Genomic DNA, 19,280 nt, shown 5'->3' on the forward strand with positions numbered 1-19,280 from the left:
CTTATCCTCTTTAATGTATCTTTAAATTTAATTACAACGCTGCCATTGCTTCTTTCGCAAGTGCCCCTATTTTGTCCCATTCTTGATTATCAATAAGATTTGAAGGCACCATCCATGTACCGCCACAAGCAAACACACGAGGCAATGCAAGATAATCTTTCACATTATTCGGATTTACGCCGCCTGTTGGCATAAAAGAAACCGGATAAACAGCACTCAACGCCTTAAGCATGGCAATACCACCGGATAATTCTGCGGGGAAAAACTTCAATACACTTAACCCTAGCGCCATAGCTTCTTCCACTAAACTTGGCGTATTGATACCCGGAATAATAGGAATATTACGTTGTTGGCAATACTGCACAATTCGAGGGTTAAACCCTGGACTGACAATAAAATCAGCCCCAGCTTCAATAGCCTGATCAACCTGAGCTTTTGTTAATACTGTACCCGCACAGATGATCATATTAGGAAACGCCACTCTTAATTGACGAATAGCCTCTGCGGCCGCAGGAGTACGAAAGGTTATCTCAGCACTAGGCATACCGTTTTCAACCAATGCTTTACCCAATGCAACCACATCGTCCGCATTGTTAATCGCAATAACAGGAATAATTTTTAGTGTCGTAAGTTGTTCAAGGAGTGTTGACATAGAGTATCTCGTTAAGTGAATAGGGGATGTGTTTATCGAAAAATGTGGCATCGAGGTTGACGGAATAATCGCGCCACGATGTTGAATAACCGTACTTGCAAGTAAGTGCGCATAATGTGCCGATTCAATTACTGATTTTCCAGCCAAACGTGTAGCAAGATAACCCGCACTGAATGAGTCACCGGCGGCGGTTGTATCAATCACATTTTGCTTATCAAGTTTAAGAGCGGGAACTTCATCACAATGCTCTTGCTGTATAATCCGGCAAGGCTCTGCGCCTTTTTTAATCACGATTTCTCCAACCCCAAATTTAATCGCTCTAGACACGCATTGTGTTTCCTCACTATCCCCCCAAAGAAGAAACTCATCATCTAATGTGAGAAAAGCAAGGTCAGTTAATGACAAAATAGCTTGATAGGTTTTTTGCGCGGCATCGAGGCTTTCCCATAACCTTGGTCGATAGTTATTATCAAAGGCAATTTTCACACCTTTTTCCCGACACTTGATCAAGTGTTGTAAAAGTAATGCTCTGTCTTCAGGTGATAAAATCGCTAAGCTGATGCCACTTAAATAGAGGTAATCGAAATCAAGTAATCGTTGAAAAACAAGAGGGGCTTCTGGCGTTTGTAACCAATATCGTGCGGCGGCGTCGTTACGCCAATAATGGAAAGTGCGTTCTCCTTCGGTATCCGTTTCAATAAGATAAAGTCCGGGTAATTTATTATCTAATCTCTGGACTAATTCAGTATGTACACCTTCTTTTTGCCATTGCTCTAACATGGCACTACTCATTGAATCTGTACCTAACGCACTGACATAATGAACAGATAAATTAGGATTTGCGCGAGTCAAATAAACAGCAGTATTAAGAGTATCTCCTCCAAAATGGCGCACAATATTCGCCTGATTTTCAGATAGTTCAATCATACATTCGCCAATAACAGCCACATTGATAGCCATAGCGCTTTCCATTTTCACATTAGCAGTAATGTCATTTTATTTTAAATCGATTCAATTAAAAAGATTTAAAACAACATTTCATTAATTTTGTGATATTGTCACTGTTTTCAAAATGTATGAAAAGTAAGTTTAAATAAGATCCATAAAAAGCCATAAAGTACTCATCATATTATCAGGTGTTCAAATACCCAATAGCATATGCAAAACCATGGCAGTTATTTATCTCTATCTACTTTAAATTCAACGCGATACACATATAAAAAACATCAAATTTAGATGTTTTTTGTTTAAAAATACTGTGATTAGCAACACGTTACATGATGAAAAATCGTTAGCCTTATTGAATCATCATCGTTAATCACTATAATTTTTGTGGCATTTCAAATATAATGAAACAATAAATCATTTTTTAGGACTCACAATGTCTGAAATAGAAAACACTCCTGATTCAGTTTCCTCTGTACTCAAAGTATTCGCTATATTACAAGCACTTGGCGAGGAAAAAGTGATTGGTGTGACAGAGTTATCCTTGCGGATCATGATGTCTAAAAGCACCGTCTATCGTTTTTTACAAACGATGAAAACGTTAGGATATGTATCCCAAGAAGGGGAAACAGATAAATATTCTCTTAACTTAAAATTATTTGAGTTAGGCGCTAAGGCACTCGAAAACCAAGATTTAATTAAACTGGCCGATGAGCAAATGTATCGCCTTGGAAAACGGACTAAAGAAACATTACATCTGGGGACATTAGACGAAGACAGTATTGTTTACCTACATAAAATCGATTCTGAATATAATTTACAGATGTATTCTCGTATCGGTCGCCGTCGCCCACTTTACAGCACGGGGTTAGGTAAAATCATGTTAGCTTGGTTACCTGAAACAGAAATTCGTGCAATTCTGGCTAACGTAACGTTTGAACCTTTTACAAAATACACCCTAAAAGATATTGATGCGTTACTTGTAGAATTAGAACAAGTACGTAAACAAGGTTATGCAGAAGATAAAGAAGAAATGGAACACGGTTTACGTTGTTTTGCTGTGCCAATTTATAGTCGTATGGGAAGAATTATTGCCGGGCTCTCTTTATCACTTCCTTTAATTCGCTTCCAAGAAGAAAACAAAAAAGTATTAATTGCACAATTACATGAAGCGGCGGCCAATATTTCCTCAGGATTAGGTTTTCACGATTATCCATTTAGCGATATAGACACCGATGTAATTGCTGAAAACATTTAAAATCCACTTCTAATAATTTGTTTATAATAGAAAATCCATTAATTTTATATTGATGGATTTTTTTATTTACTGGTTATTATTAAGGGATCTGTAACTTTGCTTTATACAGTTTAAAAATAGTTCGGCTATTCACAACCAAAAAAAGGCTTTCTTGTATCATTCCACCTATTGAACCTGCCCAAATATTATGTGTTAACCAACATAAGGTACTGGTCAACATACATAACCTGAGCACAATGCCGTGAAAACGAAATAGCGCATAGGTTGTTAATGTTGTCGCAAATAACGTTAATATTTGTATGGGATGTATAATTTGGGGGATCACTAAAAACCATGCTAAAGCAATAAAGATCAACATGATCCCAATATTACGCGAATAGCCCGATACCCAATTTCGGATTGCACAAAGTAAACAGTTAATGGCGCCTACCGTTGAGCCGATTAAAAAGAAATGAAGGGACATCACGAGGCCATTGAGCGTGAGCTGAAACCTAAGTTTGCTATCTTGTCGTTGCATAAAGGCGGTTGCACCAATAAGGCAACCCAGAACACCAATACCTTGGGCAAACCAATAATCGTCAAAAAACATGCAACCTCCTTTTCCAAGCTCAATAAAAAAAGGCGCCTTTGGGCGCCCTCTTCAACAATGACGTATTAACGAGCTAACCACCCACCATCAACTGCGATGGTATAGCCATTAATATAATCAGAAGCCGATGATGCTAAGAAAACAACAGGCCCCATCATGTCACTCGGAACTCCCCAACGCTCTGCGGGAATACGTTCTAAAATAGCAGCATTACGTTCTTCATCAGCACGTAAAGCAGCTGTATTATTTGTTGCCATATAGCCAGGGGCAATCGCATTCACATTAATACCTTTACTTGCCCACTCATTCGCTAACAAACGGGTTACGCCCATAACGCCACTTTTAGAGGCGGTATAAGACGGCACACGAATGCCACCTTGGAATGAGAGCATTGAGGCAATATTAATAATTTTACCGCCAGTGCCTTGTGCAATAAATTTTCTAGCAACCGCTTGAGACATGAAAAAGAGACTTTTAATATTGAGATCCATAACATCATCCCAATCTTTCTCTGTAAAATTAATCGCGTCTTCTCGGCGAATAATACCGGCATTATTGACCAAAACATCGACATGTCCAAAATGAGCAACCGCTTTATCCACTAATGCGGGTAACTCATTGGTTTTACTCACATCAGCTTGTAAACTTAAAAAGCGACGGCCTAAGGCTTCGACTTCAGCAATGGTTTCTGTCGGCTCGACAAGGTTAATACCTACAATATCGCAACCTGCTTGAGCAAGGCCTAAAGCCATGCCTTGGCCTAAACCTGTATTACAGCCAGTTACAATGGCGACTTTACCTTTCAAATCGAATGCATTAAGGATCATACTATTACCTCTAACATCGGGAATATGTAGAAAAAAATCACCGTTACATCACGCAATCAGTGACTGTTTTATGGTGAGTGACAGATTTACTTTGATTAGCGAAGATCACGAACAGCAACATGATCCATGTCGCTAAAGACCTGATTTTCACCGACCATTCCCCAAATAAAAGTATAAGCCTGAGTCCCTACGCCGGCATGAATGGACCAACTTGGCGAAATAACGGCTTGTTCGTTATGAATTAATAGATGGCGAGTTTCATCTGGTTTACCCATCATATGGAATACCGCAGCATCTTCTTTCATATTGAAATAGAAATAGACTTCCATACGACGTTCGTGTGTATGGCAAGGCATGGTGTTCCAAAGGCTTCCTTCCTCTAGTTGGGTCATACCCATCACTAATTGGCAGGTAGGTAATACATTAGGCACGAGGTATTTATAAATAGTACGGCGATTACTGGTACTTGCATCCCCTAATGTTTCAGGAGAAGCCTGATCTTGTGTGATTTTACGTGTTGGATAAGTGGTATGTGCGGGAGCGCTGTTATAATAGAATTTAGCTGGATGAGCAGGATCAACACTTTTAAAGCTCACATCGCGAGCGCCTTTACCTACATAAAGGGCTTCTGCTTTACCCACTTCATAGTTTGTGCCATCAACCGTAATCACACCTGCGCCACCAATATTAATAAGGCCTAATTCACGGCGTTCTAGGAAGTACGTAACACCAAAAGATTTACCTAATTCATTAGAAAAAGTCAGCACAGAATCTACTGGCATAATACCGCCAAATACAATGCGATCAATATGGCTATAAGTCATAGTGAGTTTATTGGAGCTAAACACTTCTTCTATCAGAAACTCACGGCGCAAGCCTTCTGTATCAAGCTGTTTGGCATGGTCGCTATGAATGCTTTGACGAGTTTGCATAATGAACCTCAATTCCTAGCCTTGATAGGCATCAATGATAATGTATGAAAATGCATCAATTTTATAGAGACACGATATCAATAAAAAACACAACCATCAATAAAAATATAAAACATTGTTTTGATTTTTTGAGCATGTCGTTCTTTTTATGGGAGAAGTCACTATTTTCGCGAAAAAGTAACAAAAAAAGAGCCACTCAATTTGAGTGGCTCCCGACTTAACTGATAATAATTTATTGATGAATACTTGATGACTTTATTTATAGTTCTGCTTAATATCTTGCGAAATCGCTAACCCACGTTTTGCTTCTTTTTCAGCTAATTCAACCGACAAGCCAATATAAGAACGTGGATCAAGCATTGCCTTAATTTCATCTGCATTAAAAGCGGCTGTAATGGTGTCATTTTTCATCAGGTTAGTATAAAAATCTTCACCGTCTGCTGCCGTTTTAATGGCTTCTTCATATAACAGTGCGTGCGCTTTATCTTTACCTAATTTTTCTGCCATTTTCATCATAACGTATTCGGTATTATCTAATCCCTTATTTCTCATCACGTTATGTAGCATTCTCTCTTCATGAGGCACAATCGTTCTTGAAAGTTCTTCCGTTCTTAACAAGATTTCTGTTGTCAGTTCTAATGCTTCCTCAATTAAACCATCAAACAACATATAAGAACTGCTATCGCCTTCATAAGGTCTGACTGCAGAGTACATACCCACATTCGGTAACGAGTACAATTTCTGTGAGTTAGCGATAATGCCTTTTGCTAATTTGGGATTAATTTTATGAGGCATTGTGCTACTACCCACTGTGCCTTTGGTAAATCCTTCAGAAACCTCAGCAATTTCTTCTAACGTGGTGCTATACACTTCTTCACCAATTTTATGGCAGATATTTGCCATCAGTGCCAAGTTCATCATGTACTCTAATTTATGCGTACTTAGGTTACGTGATGGTACTTCCATTGCTTGCATACCCACTAATTCAGCAACACGTTTTTGTACTTTCATGCCCACTTCAGGCATTGAGTTAAAAGCCCCCACAGCACCCCCCATCATAATGGTGAATACACGCTTTTCGCACTCTTTCATTCGTTGGTAGCAATCTATAAAATCGCTGATCCACACTGAAACTTTATACCCGTAAGTGATAGGAATAGCATGACGACCGTGCGTTCTACCTGCCATTACCATATGCTTTGTTTTTTCAGCAAGCTTAGATAAGTTTTCAATAATTTCGCTTAGTAATAACATGAACTTATCGTGCACGGTTTTCATCATATACAGCTGTGAACTTTGCTGTATATTTTGCGTGGTAATGCCGTAGTGCACATATTTACCACTCTCTTCAGAGCATGCATTCACCAATACTTTTAAGAAAGGTACAAAGCCATGACCGATTTTTTGATAAATACGGTTCATCTCTTCGAAATCGATATTTTCAATAATCGCCTTTTCTTTAATTTCATCCGCGGCAGACTGTGGAATAAACCCGTATTCAGCTTGTGCTTGCGCTAACATTGCTTCAAACATCAACCAAGTTGAATATTTAGCTTCATTGGACAGCAGATTTTTAATACCGCGATCGTCGATTGTTTTACTTTTAGAATCGTATAACGCTCTCATCATGTATCCTTTTATTTCTTCATTGCTTCATCAACAGCATTGCGAACAAATTCGACTTTAGGGCCATAAATAACATGGACATGGTTTGCTGCCGGAAAGAAGAATGCTGTACATCCAGACTCCAACATTAATTCTTTATCTATTTGATTCACTTCATTAATATCGATACGTAATCGTGTAATACAGTTATCAACATTACGAATATTTTGTTTGCCACCTAACGCTCGGATTAAGATCTCAGCAATTTCGCCATAACGTTTTTCTTTGATTAGCGTATTTTTCATGTTGCTTGATTCTTCTCTACCCGGTGTTTTGATATCAAATTTGACGATAGCCCAGTAGAAAATAAAGTAGGTCACAACAGCAAGCGTGCTACCAATAAGCACTAAGAAGATCCAGTTAGTGTGCTCGTACAGTAATCCAAAGATAGTGAAGTCAAAGACAGTGCCTCGAATATAACCAATCGCTACACCAGCTAAAGAGAGCAGAACTGCGCCAATCCCCACAATAATCGCGTAAATTAAATAGAGTAGCGGTGCGATAAAGACGAAGGTAAATTCAAGAGGCTCCGTGACGTTACCTAACATTGCGGTTAAAACCATTGTCACCAGCATCGATTTAACTTCAGCACGGTTCTCTTTCTTCGAGGTTTTATAAATTGCTAACGCGATGGCAGGGAACAGGAACAGCGTAACCAACATTTGTTGCTGTGCCATAAAGCGCGTTAGGCTTGGCATCATCGCCCAATATTCGCTGCTTGGCCCTTGATTAAATAGCACCTCAGTCATTGCAGGAACAACGCCCACATAGGTTTGCCCATCAATCACATAAGAACCGCCCGCTTCGGTAAATCTAAACAAAACGTTCCAGACGTGGTGTAAGCCAAATGGAATAAACAGACGTTCACCACCCGCGGTAAAGAAAGGCCCGACAGGACTTAAGAAGACAACCGAGAGCTTAGTTAAGCCCATCACTAATACTTCCCAAATAAATGGCAGTAATGCACCTACACCAATCATTAATCCGACCATAATAATGGCGACAGATTTTTTTCCTGAGAAGAAAGCAAATGCAGTAGGAAGCTCAAGGTTATAGAACTTATCCGTTGCCCATGCGGCGATTAATCCCGTGATAATCCCCCCTGCGGCACTGATATTCATGGTTTGTATACCCAGTACCTTGATTTGCCCGACTTGCGTCATAATCGCAGGATCAGCCAGTTTTCCTGTCAATACCAACCAGATATTGATAGTACTTATCAAGGTTAAATACCCCACCACAGAGGCAAAGACGGCTATCCCTTTATCTTTGTGGCTCATTCCATACGCCACCCCCATTGCAAACAGAAGTGGAATATTATCAAACACCACGCCTGCAATAGTACGGATACTCACTAATAAGGCATTGACTGTTTCATTTCCTAAGAAAGGAAAGCGTGCAATCATATAAGACTGAACTAAAGCACCACTGATCCCCAAAATCATACCAATAGGTGCCAATACGCCGATAGGTAGAAGTAGGGTTCTACCAAAGCGCTGAATAGATTCGCTGAACTTTTTCCTGGCCATATTTTTTTCCTTATGACTTCTCGAATATAAAAGAATTACCGAGGTACTCTAGCTTAGGGATTATAGGAAATGAATGACGTGGTGGTTTTAAATATTATCTCATGTCATTTTTTATGACCTAGGTCTTTTTAATTAAAATATTAATTAAGAATAGTGAATAAATTGTTTTATTCTATTAATGGATATTTATTTTAAAGTTTAGTCGTAATATTGAAAATAAAGATAATTTTAAAATAATTAATCATTTATTTAACTGGATAGATTAATAGTATTTACACATTAATGATAAATAAAATATTCAATTAATATCAATGCTTATTTGAGTAACACTTAAAGTAAATTTTCTAACTCATTAATCAGTAAATCCACCAGCATAAAAAAGCCAATACGTGATTTCGTATCATCTTTTTTTGTATCATGATTATCTGCAAAGCAAAACAAGGCATGGCTTGCATAACCCGTTAATTCATTAGTATTAAATGCCGTCATACTAATGATATTCGCATCTTTTAGCTGTACGATTTTTGCCGTTTCTATAATTTTTTTAGTGCCGCCAGAAAGGGAGATAAAGATAACGGTGTCATCTTCATTAACAAGACGAGTAAACGAGTCAGATAAGTTGTAATCATTAATAAAAAAACAATGTAGTCCTAAAGCAAACAAAAGGTGTTCAAGATAATAACCGACTGCTTTGCTTGTCCCTCTTGCCACAATAAAAATATTTCGAGAATGGCGCAACGTCTTAGCGCATTCTTGAATTTGCACTTCATTAATTAAAGTAAATGTTTTATTAATATTTTTTTCTAATTGTTTTTTATACGATGTCGCACTCGTTTTCTCAATTTTATTTTGAGTCAAAATATAATTATTAATTTGGAATTTAAGCTCTTTAAATCCACTAAATCCTAACTTTTGCGATAAATTAATGATCACCGTTTTTGATACAAAGGTTTTTGCCACTAAATCATTAATATTTAAATAGGGAATATCGGCAATATTATCGGTGAGATATTTTAATACTTTCTTTTCGCTGATCGTTAAATTGTCATAATTTTTTAAAAAATCCAGTATATTTCACCTAATAAATTTAATATAAATATCCTATAAAAACCGAAAACATCAAAAAAATGTATCTGTACTTATCACGAGTTTATGTGAAATAAAATGTATAACAAGTATACGTTAAATCATATCGTTATGTAGGATCAGAAGAGTATTTTGTGAATTAAACTATTATTGAGCTCATTTTTATTGAGCTCAATATATGTTATTCGTTACCCCAGCGATTAAGAAACATGGCGATATCATCAATACGTTTTTCACTGATACCGGCTTCTTTTGCCATCTCTTGTTGTGTGCTTTCACTGATTTCTTCGTTATTCATTAATCGGGTTAGCAGTAGCTGAAAGTAGAGGGCTAAAGCATCTTCTTCAGTTTCACTCACTGGATTTGTTGATTCCAGTGAGTACTCTTCGACCATATCATAATATTTAAAATGGATGTCATTGTTCATAAATTGTCCTCAGGGTTAATATTTATATCTGGGGTTATTTTCACTTAGAAAAGTGACCGTTTTCTATATGAGAACCTGATATAACAGAGTATATGAGGTTATTGTATATGATCTGATGTTTTTTGTATTTGGATAGAATTAACCAGAGATAAATCGTGAAATTCGCCAGTTTGCTTAAAATTCGTTATTATCCACATCCACCTTTCCTGCGGATAGCCTGATGTCTACGATTATCGATACTTTTATTGCACCGCCTTGCCATGGCGAAATCGAAATCCTTTATCAAGACGAACACTTGGTGCTTATCAATAAGCCAACGGGGTTACTCAGTCTATCAGGGAAAAATCCACAAAATTTAGATTCAGTGCATTATCGGTTAGTAAAACAATTTCCAGATTGCACACTTGTTCATCGACTTGATTTTGGTACATCAGGATTAATGTTAGTTGCGCGAAATAAGGCAATCAATGCACTTCTTTGTCAGCAGTTTAGCCAACGTAAGGTTACCAAAATATACAGCGCGCTGTTATGCGGGCACTTGATAGAAAATGAAGGGGTGATAGATGCACCCATAGCGAAAGACCCCACCTTATTTCCACGTATGTCGATTTGCCCCATCAATGGCAAACCCGCACGCTCTGGTTATCACGTTATAGAGCGTTTTTATCATACGCTAGAAAATGGAATATTATTGCCTTTAACGCGGGTACAGCTTATGCCAGAAACAGGTCGTACTCATCAACTTCGCATTCATTGCCAGTTTTTAGGCCACCCTATTTTAGGGTGTGATTTATATGGGGGTTGTTTAATCAAAGGAACTGAACAGACTCCACGCCTTATGCTACATGCAAGTGAACTTCATTTTGTTCACCCCATTAGCCAAGAGCTGATAAAAGCGCATAACGGGAGCCCATTCTAAACGCCAATTTAATTTAGATTTTAAGGGCTTTTACAGTAGCATCTATGTCTATTTCATCTTCAGAGAAGATTAATATTTCACCATGAAATAGGGTAATCGCAAGCTTTTTCAATGAGCGCATTTCATTCGCATTATCCGTTGATTTTGGTCTAATGCTATTCATTAAAGCACCAACAGAAAGTACCGTATTTTCTTTATCAATACGCGTATTAGCGGGAACTTCTTCGCTGTAAACGACATAAGATTTAATTGCTGTTAGCTTAACTCGCTCACCCGCAATATAGATATATTTGCTTTCTGGTAAAACTTTTACCGAAAAAGCAGATAAGCCTTTATTATTGGTAGTGGGTTCAAAAGTTACTGCTGCATCTTTTTTAATCAGATCAGGGTTGGCGACTTTAATCACATGAAAATAGCGGTTATCACCATTTTCATCTTTGATAAATCCAAAACCTTTATCTTCGAACCACGTTGTGATTATTCCATTCATTGCCATTACCGCCTACTTAATCGTTTATCTACTGAATTTTTCTGCGTGCAGTATAAAGCACAACGCCTAGACAGACTATGCCTTTGGGTTAAGTCTAGATGATAAATTTGAATACGATATAAGCTGCTTCGTTTATTACCACATCAAATCATCAGGAATTTTAAAATCAGCATAAGGATCGTCTTCGTCTTGTTCAGTTTGGCTAAGTGCATTATTTAACAAGATACAATCTACATCTCTTTGCATTATTTTATCTGCAACACTGGCTGGGATAATGGCATATTCAGTTTTATCTACATTATCTAAACGCGCAATAGCAAGGCGACCGCTTATTAATTGAGATTGAATTAGCTTATCCACCACAATATTTTTAATCACATTATTATCAGTGAAGTTAAAATCAATATTACCTTTTGCTGGCGTAATTTTATTCATCTCAATAAGTTGCTTAACTTGCGCTTTATATTCTTTAGATAATATTGCTTGTTTTTGTTGCTCACTGAGCTGTTTATCACGCTCAAGCTGTGCTTTTTTATTTTCTTCTACGGCTTCTCTTGCTTCGCGTGCCTGAACACGTGATTTTTTTGCCGTTCTTTGAACTTTTGCCATTTTTTTACTGGTCACAAGCCCTGCTTTTAACATCTGCTCTTGTAAAGTAAGTTTTGCCATTTTTATGCCTAAGTCTGCTCAATAAGTTGTGAAATTATACCTGTTATTTCTAAGAGTGCATCAGATTGTAAGATAGGTGGTTGATAGAGGGAAATAGGTATCACAAGATTTGAACCTATTAGTGCATTCGGAGTATATTGGAAAAACTATCATCAAACCTTCTCTTATAACAGGTAATACTAACAATGGCTCTGATCCCAAAAAACTATTCACGATTGGAAAGTGGCTACCGTGAAAAAGCACTAAAAATCTATCCCTGGGTCTGTGGGCGCTGTACGCGTGAATTTGTTTATTCAAACCTACGTGAATTAACCGTTCATCATATTGATCATGACCATACCAATAACCCAGAAGATGGTAGCAACTGGGAGTTATTGTGTTTGTTTTGTCATGATCATGAGCACTCAAAATACACAGAAGCAGACTTGTACGGCACCACGGTTATCGCAGGGGAAGACGCACAAAAAGAGGTGGGTGAAGCAACCTATAACCCTTTCGCTGATTTAAAGTCGATGCTAAATAAAAAGAAATAATATAAGTATCGGGCCATAAACAAGCGAAAATGATATACCTCAAATAGCAAGAACAACCCACCTTTCGCTTTTGAAACTGAACAATCCTTTTTAATCGAACTATCCGGAATTTCCGGATGGTTGCTTTTATTTATTTTAAAGTAAAACAGAACGCTTAAATTTTATTTATTGGTAATCAATACTGATAATAGCGGTCGCATTGGCACTGCCTCCTGTCGATTGTGATGCTGGCAGTGTTCGATAATAACGAGCGTCAAAATATAAAGTATCAGAAGAAGTTGAAGCATTTGCATTTCCTTGGGTTTTTGACGAAGAACTGATTGGCCTAAAGAAAGGAACAGGGCTGTATGTCCCTGTAGATTGACCAAATGGCAATGCCCTTAATTGAAGTGAAAAACCTTTAGCAACATTCCCGCCCATCAATTTTATTAAACCCAATTGATTTGATGGATCAGCGTCATTATCTGCTTGTGATGGAAAGACGGTATAAGAAATACTAACACCAGACTGGCAATTTAATCGAAGATCAAACGGCACCGGATTAGTTGTACTACCAACGTGGGAACCTGAAAAATCTCGACTAGAGACCTTGCCTAAATTGACATTTTTAAATTGATCTTCAGTATAAATGTTGCATGTTTTAATTAAAAAACTGACACTTCTTAAGGAGTAAAACACGGTAAATACATGTGTTTTAGGCTTAGCATCCGTAATACCATCAGCAAAATAAAAATAGACATCTTCCATAGTGCCTCCCCATCCCCAATTGGTGGCAGTACGATATTCATCAGTCTGATAACCATACATTACAGCACTGCTAATATTAAAATCATCAAGAGTAAGATAAACAGGATTTTCTTCTGTTGCATTTAAAGCAAGCTGGAAAGTATTCATTTCAGTTCTTGTTCCTGCTTTGCCAAGAAAATACTGTGTTTCGCCTAGTGGTGAAGTGTAAGTGACCTCTGCACCATAATAATATTTACCGACTGTAAGCGTTCTTTGCATATTGGGGTGTGTTGATAAATATCGAGTCTCTGGGTTTCTTATAGGGATAAGTACCGGCATTACCGTGACGGGTCCTGTACATTTAAGTCTCCAATTTGCAGAATTCGTCGGATTTGTTGCCGTTCTAAATGACGCATTAACTTGGTTAACAGGAAAAGGGAAATTACCATTATTAACCCCAGGAATAGGCGTTTCATTAAGAAATTCCGCATATGGGCGAATAACAGAGCCTGATTCTCGCTTACAGTTAGCCGCGAGCGAAGGAGCACTCACTAACGGTAAAATAAAGGCTACACAGAATGATAAAAAAGAAAAATTTTTTAATAAACCAATCATCGTAGATCCTTTATAGAGAATGACAGGGAAGTGTCAGTTGATTAATATAAATGGGCTGTGCATCATGACTATCTTCTATATCAGGGAGAGCATAATCCACAGCACATGATTGCCCTGATTGATTACCCCAACTTATTGTTAATTGCCCTTCTCTGGGTAATCCTGACGCATACAACGTATTGGCTTGCCCCATCATGCCAACAGAACGTCCATCCTTTGTTTTTACACTCGCCCCAATAGGAATTTCTGAATAATCAACTGTAATTAATACCTTTTCACCAATCACCGTTTCAAATTTAACTTTCGCGATTGCACCACGATAAGGCACGATATTAGTTGATGTTGATAACAAATCTGTTTTTGTAGAAATTCCTTGCGGATCAAGAGAAATAGTATTTTTTCTATACGGGTTTACGTAAGGAACAACGGCATAACCAAATGAATCAATATAAACATTAGAAGCACTATTTACTTTTGCACCTTCGGCGCCTTTTGCTTCAACTAACGCGAGAGAATCATGTGTATATTGACCTAATGTTAATCCATTTCTATGTACAACAAGTGAGCCCATCATATTGCCAGTAAACTGCTTAAAATGATCTCCTTGATTATATGTCGTACCAAATTGCCCTTTACTGGTATTTTTAGAGACAGAGCCTGAAAAACTTTTATTCTGATGTGAGTCTCTACTCAATGCCAAAGACATATTTAACGAATTGTCATCAAAAGATCCATTCAATCCTAATTGGTTACTGGTGCCAGAATCTTCGGAATAACTCGTTGAATTAGTTAATGAGTAAAAATTACGACTATTAGGATCGGAAAACGGAATATTTATAAAAAGCATATATTGAGTTTCTTTTGTACTTCCGTCGATCTCTTTATCTAAAGTAGTATTATTTATTTTTGATACAGAGATACCTGTATTAATACGACCTATATCAAAAGTATACCCTGCTTGTAATGTATTTTCGCTACCACGCCTATTCCAATATGTTGTATCTGATGCTGATAAGTATAAAGATCCATATTTAGATAAAGGCTGATTAATTGTAATATCAAATCGCCCTTTTTGAGCATAACTATAATTTTGTTGAGCACTGTCTTTGTTTTCACGATAATAAACGACATCATGCAGAGAAAAATAATCTTCGCTAGAATAACGATATGCAGCAATAGACAGATACGTTTGGGTAGGTTCAAATGTTTTTGAATGCGAAAGTTTTAAGCTCCAGCCATTTTTTGTTTCTTCACCTAAATCAGAACGAGAAAATGTAATATCTGCACTTAATGCTCCCATTCGGGTATTAAAAGCACTACCTAATATTGCTGATTGATAATGTTCTGATAATTGAGACCCTATATAAGAAGTTACGTAGTTATTTAATCCTTTAGCAACGGTTGCTTGAATTAATTTAGGGTTGTTTTTTATTGTTGAGCCATTTAATTCGCCAACAACAATATCATATTGCAACATGGTTGGACGTAAAAGTTGTACCACTGAAGAATAAGGTACTGTGAATTCATTAATGCTTCCATCTGCTTCTTTTACTTTTACCTGTAAATCACCACCGTATCCTGTGGAAAGCAAATCCTTTATTTCAAATTCACCTGGAGATACTACGGTTTCATATAGTAAATTATTCTTTTGATAAACACTAACTGTCGCATTTGAATTTGCAATTCCATGAATAATAGGGGAATAACCTCGTTGTGATTCAGGTAGCATACTATTATCTGAATTTAATTGAACACCTCTAAACTGAATACTCTCCATGTACTGCCCAGAAGTAAAATGATCACCGAGAGTTAATGATGAATGAATAGAAGCAATAGGGCGACGGACATAGTTATTAAGTGATGTCCATTTTTTATCCCCATTCGCATTTCTATTAAAATTTGAATTATTACGATACTGCCAAAGCCCTAAATTAAAGCCACTATTCATCATAATAAAATAGTTATTTGATTCTGTATTAGTATGGTCATATGAGTTTTTTCTATGCGTTGCATTAACATTATAGTTTATAAAACCCGCTACGATACCATCGTCCCAAACATTAGGATCAATATAACCATTAGGTGTGGATTTAATAAAAATCATTGGAATGTCAATATTTAGGGTTAGATTAAGTGAGTTAAAATTAACATTAACACCAAGGGTATTTTTATCAAAAATAAGACAGTTTTTACTATCAAAATGAGTGACGTCTTTAATTTTTTCCATATCTACACCAAATTGTTCTAATAAATCGGGTGTTATGCAAGGATATGTATTGCCACTCTCGTCTACAAAGATAGAGATATCTTTTCTAATTCTCTCTTTTTTATTGAAAATCACATCAACTAGGTAATCACCAGGTTCTATGGGATTTCCTTGAGAGTATTTAGAAACAACATAAGAACTATCATTAGTTCCTATAATAAAAGCAGGATTGAATTTATAACGCTTTGTATCACTCGCATTACTATAATTTGTATATAGAGCAATAGCTAATAATAATAAAAATTTATTTTGCGTTATATTCATATTTTTATAGTTCTTTATTGTAGATAGAACTTCCACCTTGGTCATTAATTATTTCATACGTTATATTTAAACGACTTTTAATAAATTTATTATCTAAACTATAAATTTTATTTGATAATGGAGGGATCATTCCTAGCTCAGTTACAGGAACATCATATATTCTATTTTCTGATTTTATTTTAAGCGTTGAGAAAGAAATATATTGACCAGAACTATTATCAATTTGTAATTTTAAACCATTATTATTAAGTAATTTAAAGCTAAGTGATTTTGATAGCTCATCTGTTGTTTTTGCCCCAATTTCAACAGGCCTAAAAAATAATTTTATTCTAGAGCGGTAGGCTATCTGTAGGCTATTTTCTTGGCCATCTTCTGCCATTGGGGGAATTTCAAAAATATTAACCCAATAAACAGATTCTCTATCTATGGGTAAAGGTTTACCTGTGTAAATAATTCTTAATGTTTGTCCCTGTTGTGGCTCCATTCGAAACATAGGTGGAATAATCGCAAAAGGAACATTTTGCATTTGTTTCTTTTGATCCGCTATTTTTGAATTACCATCATCAATCCATGTTTGCACTAGTGTAGGAAGTTCATTTTCACTAAATAAGCTGAGGGTCACTTCTTTTTGATCACTTTTATAAACAACACGAGTGCCATTAATAATAACATTTGCTACTGATTGAAATGAAAAAATCCATAATAATAAAAAAAGAGCAGATGAAAATACTTTCATTAATTTATCTTCCTTAGATAATACACTAAATTCTAAAGGAAGAGATAAAGGGGTACTTTTTTAATTATACTCCTTTATGCTCTACATATATAAAGACCATTAACTTATTGATAAGATAATGTATAAGAAACAACAGAGTTAGCGGAACCGGCCGTAGCAGCACCCGTAGCATAATAGGCCGCAATATAGTTCAATGTTGCAGTATTATCTGTAATTGCAATATAGCTAGCATCAGGAACGGTGCCATTTACAGGTTGTAAAACTCCATTTTGATCATACAGCGCAATTTCTACATTTTTTGCTGTAGAGGCAGAATCTAGTTTTAATCTATTTTCTGCTGAGCCTAAAGCCAATGATTCAAAGTGTGTAGCCACTTTAGTTGCCGCACCAGCACATTCCGTTAATTTCATCGAAAAAATTTGATTACCCGCTGTTTGGCCTTCAGCCGCAAGTGCGGATGCTGGAACAGAGCCTAAATTAACAGTTTTAGTACCTTGTGTATCACCATCAATTTTACAAGATTGGGCTGTAATATCTCCGGTAAAGTTAATAACACCATCAACAGCATATGCACTATTAATCATTCCGAAACTTGTTATTAACGAAAGCGTTAATAATGTTAGTTTTTTCATTTTAATTCCTTTGTTATTGTCTAGGAGAGAAATATTATTCTTTGATTTTAAGATTTAATTTACTCTTTGATTATTAACACCAAATAGTATTTTATTATAAATTAACATTATTTTGAGTTATGACAACCATTATTAAGTAGATATAACTAATATGGTTATTAGTTTTTTATAAAGGATATATTTTGTAGTTTATGCTACTTACCATCGTAATTAGAATAATTATTTATATTAAAAGACTATCAATATAACCAAGGTGTAATGAAAATTTTTATTTTTTTACAATAAGATTTACATGATTTAATCTTTATATTAAATAAATAAAATAATAAATTTAGTTATTATATATTCAAAACACTATTTGAATAATCAATAAGTTAGTTGTGATGTATACGTATTTCATATTTTTTTTGATAGACGATTTTATAAATTAATTATTACATTGATAAAAATAAATGATTAATTCATTATGCAAATTAATAATCTTAAATTCACCTCTTTTTATGAACGTCAAATTAGGATTTTTATTTGGTAGAAAATATATAAATATATAAATATTTTCAGATAACGTTAGCCTATTCTGTTTGATTATAGACGTCATATTTGATGGATAATAACCTGAGTTTACTCAGTAAGAAAATTAACCATACCCTCATTAATAAATACCTCAATATAAATTTTTGAGGGAGATTATGGTTAGAAAATAACAAAATAAAAATATTTTGATACTGAGCCTAACTGCTAGGCCAAATTTGTGAATAACGACGAACCCATATCCCTTTTCACTCTCTTACACAGAATGGTGTATACTTGCCGACAAGAAATTTATTCACGGTTAATTAATAATGAAAGAAATCGAAAAAGCAAAAATCAAACTCCTTAGCGACCGTTTAGACCTTATTCGTCACAAGATGGCAGGTGTATCACTGACGGATGAAGCAGAAAAATATGCCGAGTTTGAGAAAGAAAGAGTAGAACTGGAAGCTGAAATCGTTCGTCTTAAAGCAGTACGTAACAATAAACTAAGCAAAGAAGCACAGAAGTTAGTGGATATGCCATTTAAACGCCCCATCACTAAGAAAGAACAAGCGGATATTGGCAAGCTGAAGAAAGCCGTACGAGGCCTGATCATTGTTCATCCCATGACGGCATTAGGCCGCGAAATGGGACTGGATAATATGACTGGTTTTTCTAGGACTGATTTCTAGTTAGAAAAACAATCCAACTAAAAACGATAATAATCGACTAATACTGAAAGGTTCTTAATACACGTTTTGTTGTTATGAACCGTCAGTCATTAACCGCCCATGTTTGTTACACCCGTCTCTAGTGATAGCATTAATCGTTTAGCTAACATTAAAAATAACGATTCTATCCTTTTTTTACTTACTTTTTTTCAGCAAATCTTTCAGTGCCACAATATTTGCCCTTACTCCTTTTGTTTCTTTTAACCAACGACGTTTTTGAGAGATCACAGGAGTCCATATCGACTCCTTTTTATTGATTTTAAATCAATTAATAAA

At 36.0% G+C, this 19,280-nt stretch carries 18 protein-coding genes and 1 pseudogene; 4 read left to right on the forward strand and 15 right to left on the reverse strand.

What is annotated here, in order from left to right; translation table 11 throughout:
* Window positions 1–31: 31 nt before the first annotated feature.
* On the reverse strand, window positions 32–703 hold the full coding sequence (locus tag INT04_RS19390; RefSeq protein ID WP_319022976.1) for a bifunctional 4-hydroxy-2-oxoglutarate aldolase/2-dehydro-3-deoxy-phosphogluconate aldolase: 672 nt from the start codon (window positions 701–703) through the stop codon (window positions 32–34).
* Window positions 698–1,612: pseudogene (locus INT04_RS19395) on the reverse strand (sugar kinase); the annotation flags it as partial. The pseudogene INT04_RS19395 and the gene INT04_RS19390, both read right to left, overlap by 6 nt.
* A 421-nt stretch (window positions 1,613–2,033) precedes the next feature.
* Here INT04_RS19395 and kdgR point away from each other — a divergent pair.
* The gene (gene kdgR / locus INT04_RS17500) at window positions 2,034–2,855 is read left to right on the forward strand and encodes a DNA-binding transcriptional regulator KdgR (RefSeq protein WP_193017366.1); all 822 of its coding nucleotides are present in this window, start codon (window positions 2,034–2,036) and stop codon (window positions 2,853–2,855) included.
* Window positions 2,856–2,934: 79 nt separating this feature from the next.
* Here kdgR and INT04_RS17505 read toward each other — a convergent pair whose 3' ends face one another.
* The 7 genes from INT04_RS17505 to INT04_RS17535 form a co-directional block, all read right to left on the reverse strand.
* A complete protein-coding gene (locus tag INT04_RS17505) occupies window positions 2,935–3,444 on the reverse strand; it encodes a YgjV family protein (protein WP_193017367.1) in 510 nt (169 codons plus the stop codon).
* 65 nt (window positions 3,445–3,509) lie between these two features.
* Window positions 3,510–4,271 carry a 2-dehydro-3-deoxy-D-gluconate 5-dehydrogenase KduD gene (kduD, locus tag INT04_RS17510; protein WP_193017368.1) on the reverse strand — a complete coding sequence of 254 codons (762 nt, stop codon included), beginning with the start codon at window positions 4,269–4,271 and terminating at the stop codon, window positions 3,510–3,512.
* A gap of 95 nt (window positions 4,272–4,366) precedes the next feature.
* Entirely contained in the window at window positions 4,367–5,203 is an 837-nt protein-coding gene (gene kduI, locus INT04_RS17515; protein ID WP_193017369.1) for a 5-dehydro-4-deoxy-D-glucuronate isomerase, read from the reverse strand.
* Between the two features lie 255 nt (window positions 5,204–5,458).
* Window positions 5,459–6,829, reverse strand: coding sequence for an adenylosuccinate lyase family protein (locus INT04_RS17520; protein ID WP_193017370.1), 1,371 nt, complete (start codon window positions 6,827–6,829; stop codon window positions 5,459–5,461).
* A gap of 11 nt (window positions 6,830–6,840) precedes the next feature.
* Window positions 6,841–8,397: a PTS transporter subunit EIIC gene (locus INT04_RS17525; RefSeq protein ID WP_193017371.1), complete on the reverse strand. Its 1,557-nt coding sequence runs from the start codon at window positions 8,395–8,397 to the stop codon at window positions 6,841–6,843.
* Window positions 8,398–8,727: 330 nt separating this feature from the next.
* The gene (locus tag INT04_RS17530; RefSeq protein WP_193017383.1) at window positions 8,728–9,468 is read right to left on the reverse strand and encodes a MurR/RpiR family transcriptional regulator; all 741 of its coding nucleotides are present in this window, start codon (window positions 9,466–9,468) and stop codon (window positions 8,728–8,730) included.
* Window positions 9,469–9,664: 196 nt separating this feature from the next.
* Window positions 9,665–9,910 (reverse strand): DUF2543 family protein, encoded by a 246-nt coding sequence (locus INT04_RS17535; RefSeq protein ID WP_193017372.1) that lies wholly within the window; start codon window positions 9,908–9,910, stop codon window positions 9,665–9,667.
* Window positions 9,911–10,130: 220 nt separating this feature from the next.
* On the opposite strand from INT04_RS17535, the gene INT04_RS17540 reads away from it, so the two are divergent.
* Complete coding sequence (locus INT04_RS17540) at window positions 10,131–10,829, forward strand: RluA family pseudouridine synthase (RefSeq protein ID WP_193017373.1); 699 nt, start codon at window positions 10,131–10,133, stop codon at window positions 10,827–10,829.
* Between the two features lie 13 nt (window positions 10,830–10,842).
* Here INT04_RS17540 and INT04_RS17545 read toward each other — a convergent pair whose 3' ends face one another.
* Both INT04_RS17545 and INT04_RS17550 read right to left on the reverse strand, forming a co-directional pair.
* Window positions 10,843–11,325: a cold-shock protein gene (locus INT04_RS17545; protein ID WP_193017374.1), complete on the reverse strand. Its 483-nt coding sequence runs from the start codon at window positions 11,323–11,325 to the stop codon at window positions 10,843–10,845.
* A 129-nt stretch (window positions 11,326–11,454) separates the two neighbouring features.
* Window positions 11,455–11,988 (reverse strand): DUF2058 domain-containing protein, encoded by a 534-nt coding sequence (locus INT04_RS17550; protein ID WP_193017375.1) that lies wholly within the window; start codon window positions 11,986–11,988, stop codon window positions 11,455–11,457.
* Between the two features lie 185 nt (window positions 11,989–12,173).
* Between INT04_RS17550 and yajD the strand changes: the two genes are divergently transcribed.
* A complete protein-coding gene (gene yajD, locus INT04_RS17555) occupies window positions 12,174–12,521 on the forward strand; it encodes an HNH nuclease YajD (RefSeq protein ID WP_193017376.1) in 348 nt (115 codons plus the stop codon).
* Window positions 12,522–12,686: 165 nt separating this feature from the next.
* On the opposite strand, the gene INT04_RS17560 is transcribed toward yajD, so the two are convergent.
* The 4 genes from INT04_RS17560 to INT04_RS17575 all read right to left on the reverse strand — a co-directional run bounded on the left by INT04_RS17560 (window position 12,687) and on the right by INT04_RS17575 (window position 17,760).
* Window positions 12,687–13,862 (reverse strand): fimbrial protein, encoded by a 1,176-nt coding sequence (locus INT04_RS17560; RefSeq protein WP_193017377.1) that lies wholly within the window; start codon window positions 13,860–13,862, stop codon window positions 12,687–12,689.
* Window positions 13,863–13,872: 10 nt separating this feature from the next.
* Window positions 13,873–16,392, reverse strand: a complete 2,520-nt coding sequence (locus tag INT04_RS17565) for a fimbria/pilus outer membrane usher protein (protein ID WP_193017378.1) — start codon at window positions 16,390–16,392, stop codon at window positions 13,873–13,875.
* Between the two features lie 4 nt (window positions 16,393–16,396).
* Window positions 16,397–17,128 (reverse strand): molecular chaperone, encoded by a 732-nt coding sequence (locus tag INT04_RS17570; RefSeq protein ID WP_193017379.1) that lies wholly within the window; start codon window positions 17,126–17,128, stop codon window positions 16,397–16,399.
* Between the two features lie 104 nt (window positions 17,129–17,232).
* The gene (locus tag INT04_RS17575; RefSeq protein ID WP_193017380.1) at window positions 17,233–17,760 is read right to left on the reverse strand and encodes a fimbrial protein; all 528 of its coding nucleotides are present in this window, start codon (window positions 17,758–17,760) and stop codon (window positions 17,233–17,235) included.
* 842 nt (window positions 17,761–18,602) lie between these two features.
* Here INT04_RS17575 and INT04_RS17580 point away from each other — a divergent pair.
* Window positions 18,603–18,965, forward strand: coding sequence for a YibL family ribosome-associated protein (locus tag INT04_RS17580; RefSeq protein ID WP_193017381.1), 363 nt, complete (start codon window positions 18,603–18,605; stop codon window positions 18,963–18,965).
* Window positions 18,966–19,280: the final 315 nt, after the last annotated feature.

Origin of the sequence: Proteus sp. FME41, assembly GCF_014897315.1 — a bacterium.
In the GTDB taxonomy this organism is placed as follows: domain Bacteria; phylum Pseudomonadota; class Gammaproteobacteria; order Enterobacterales; family Enterobacteriaceae; genus Proteus.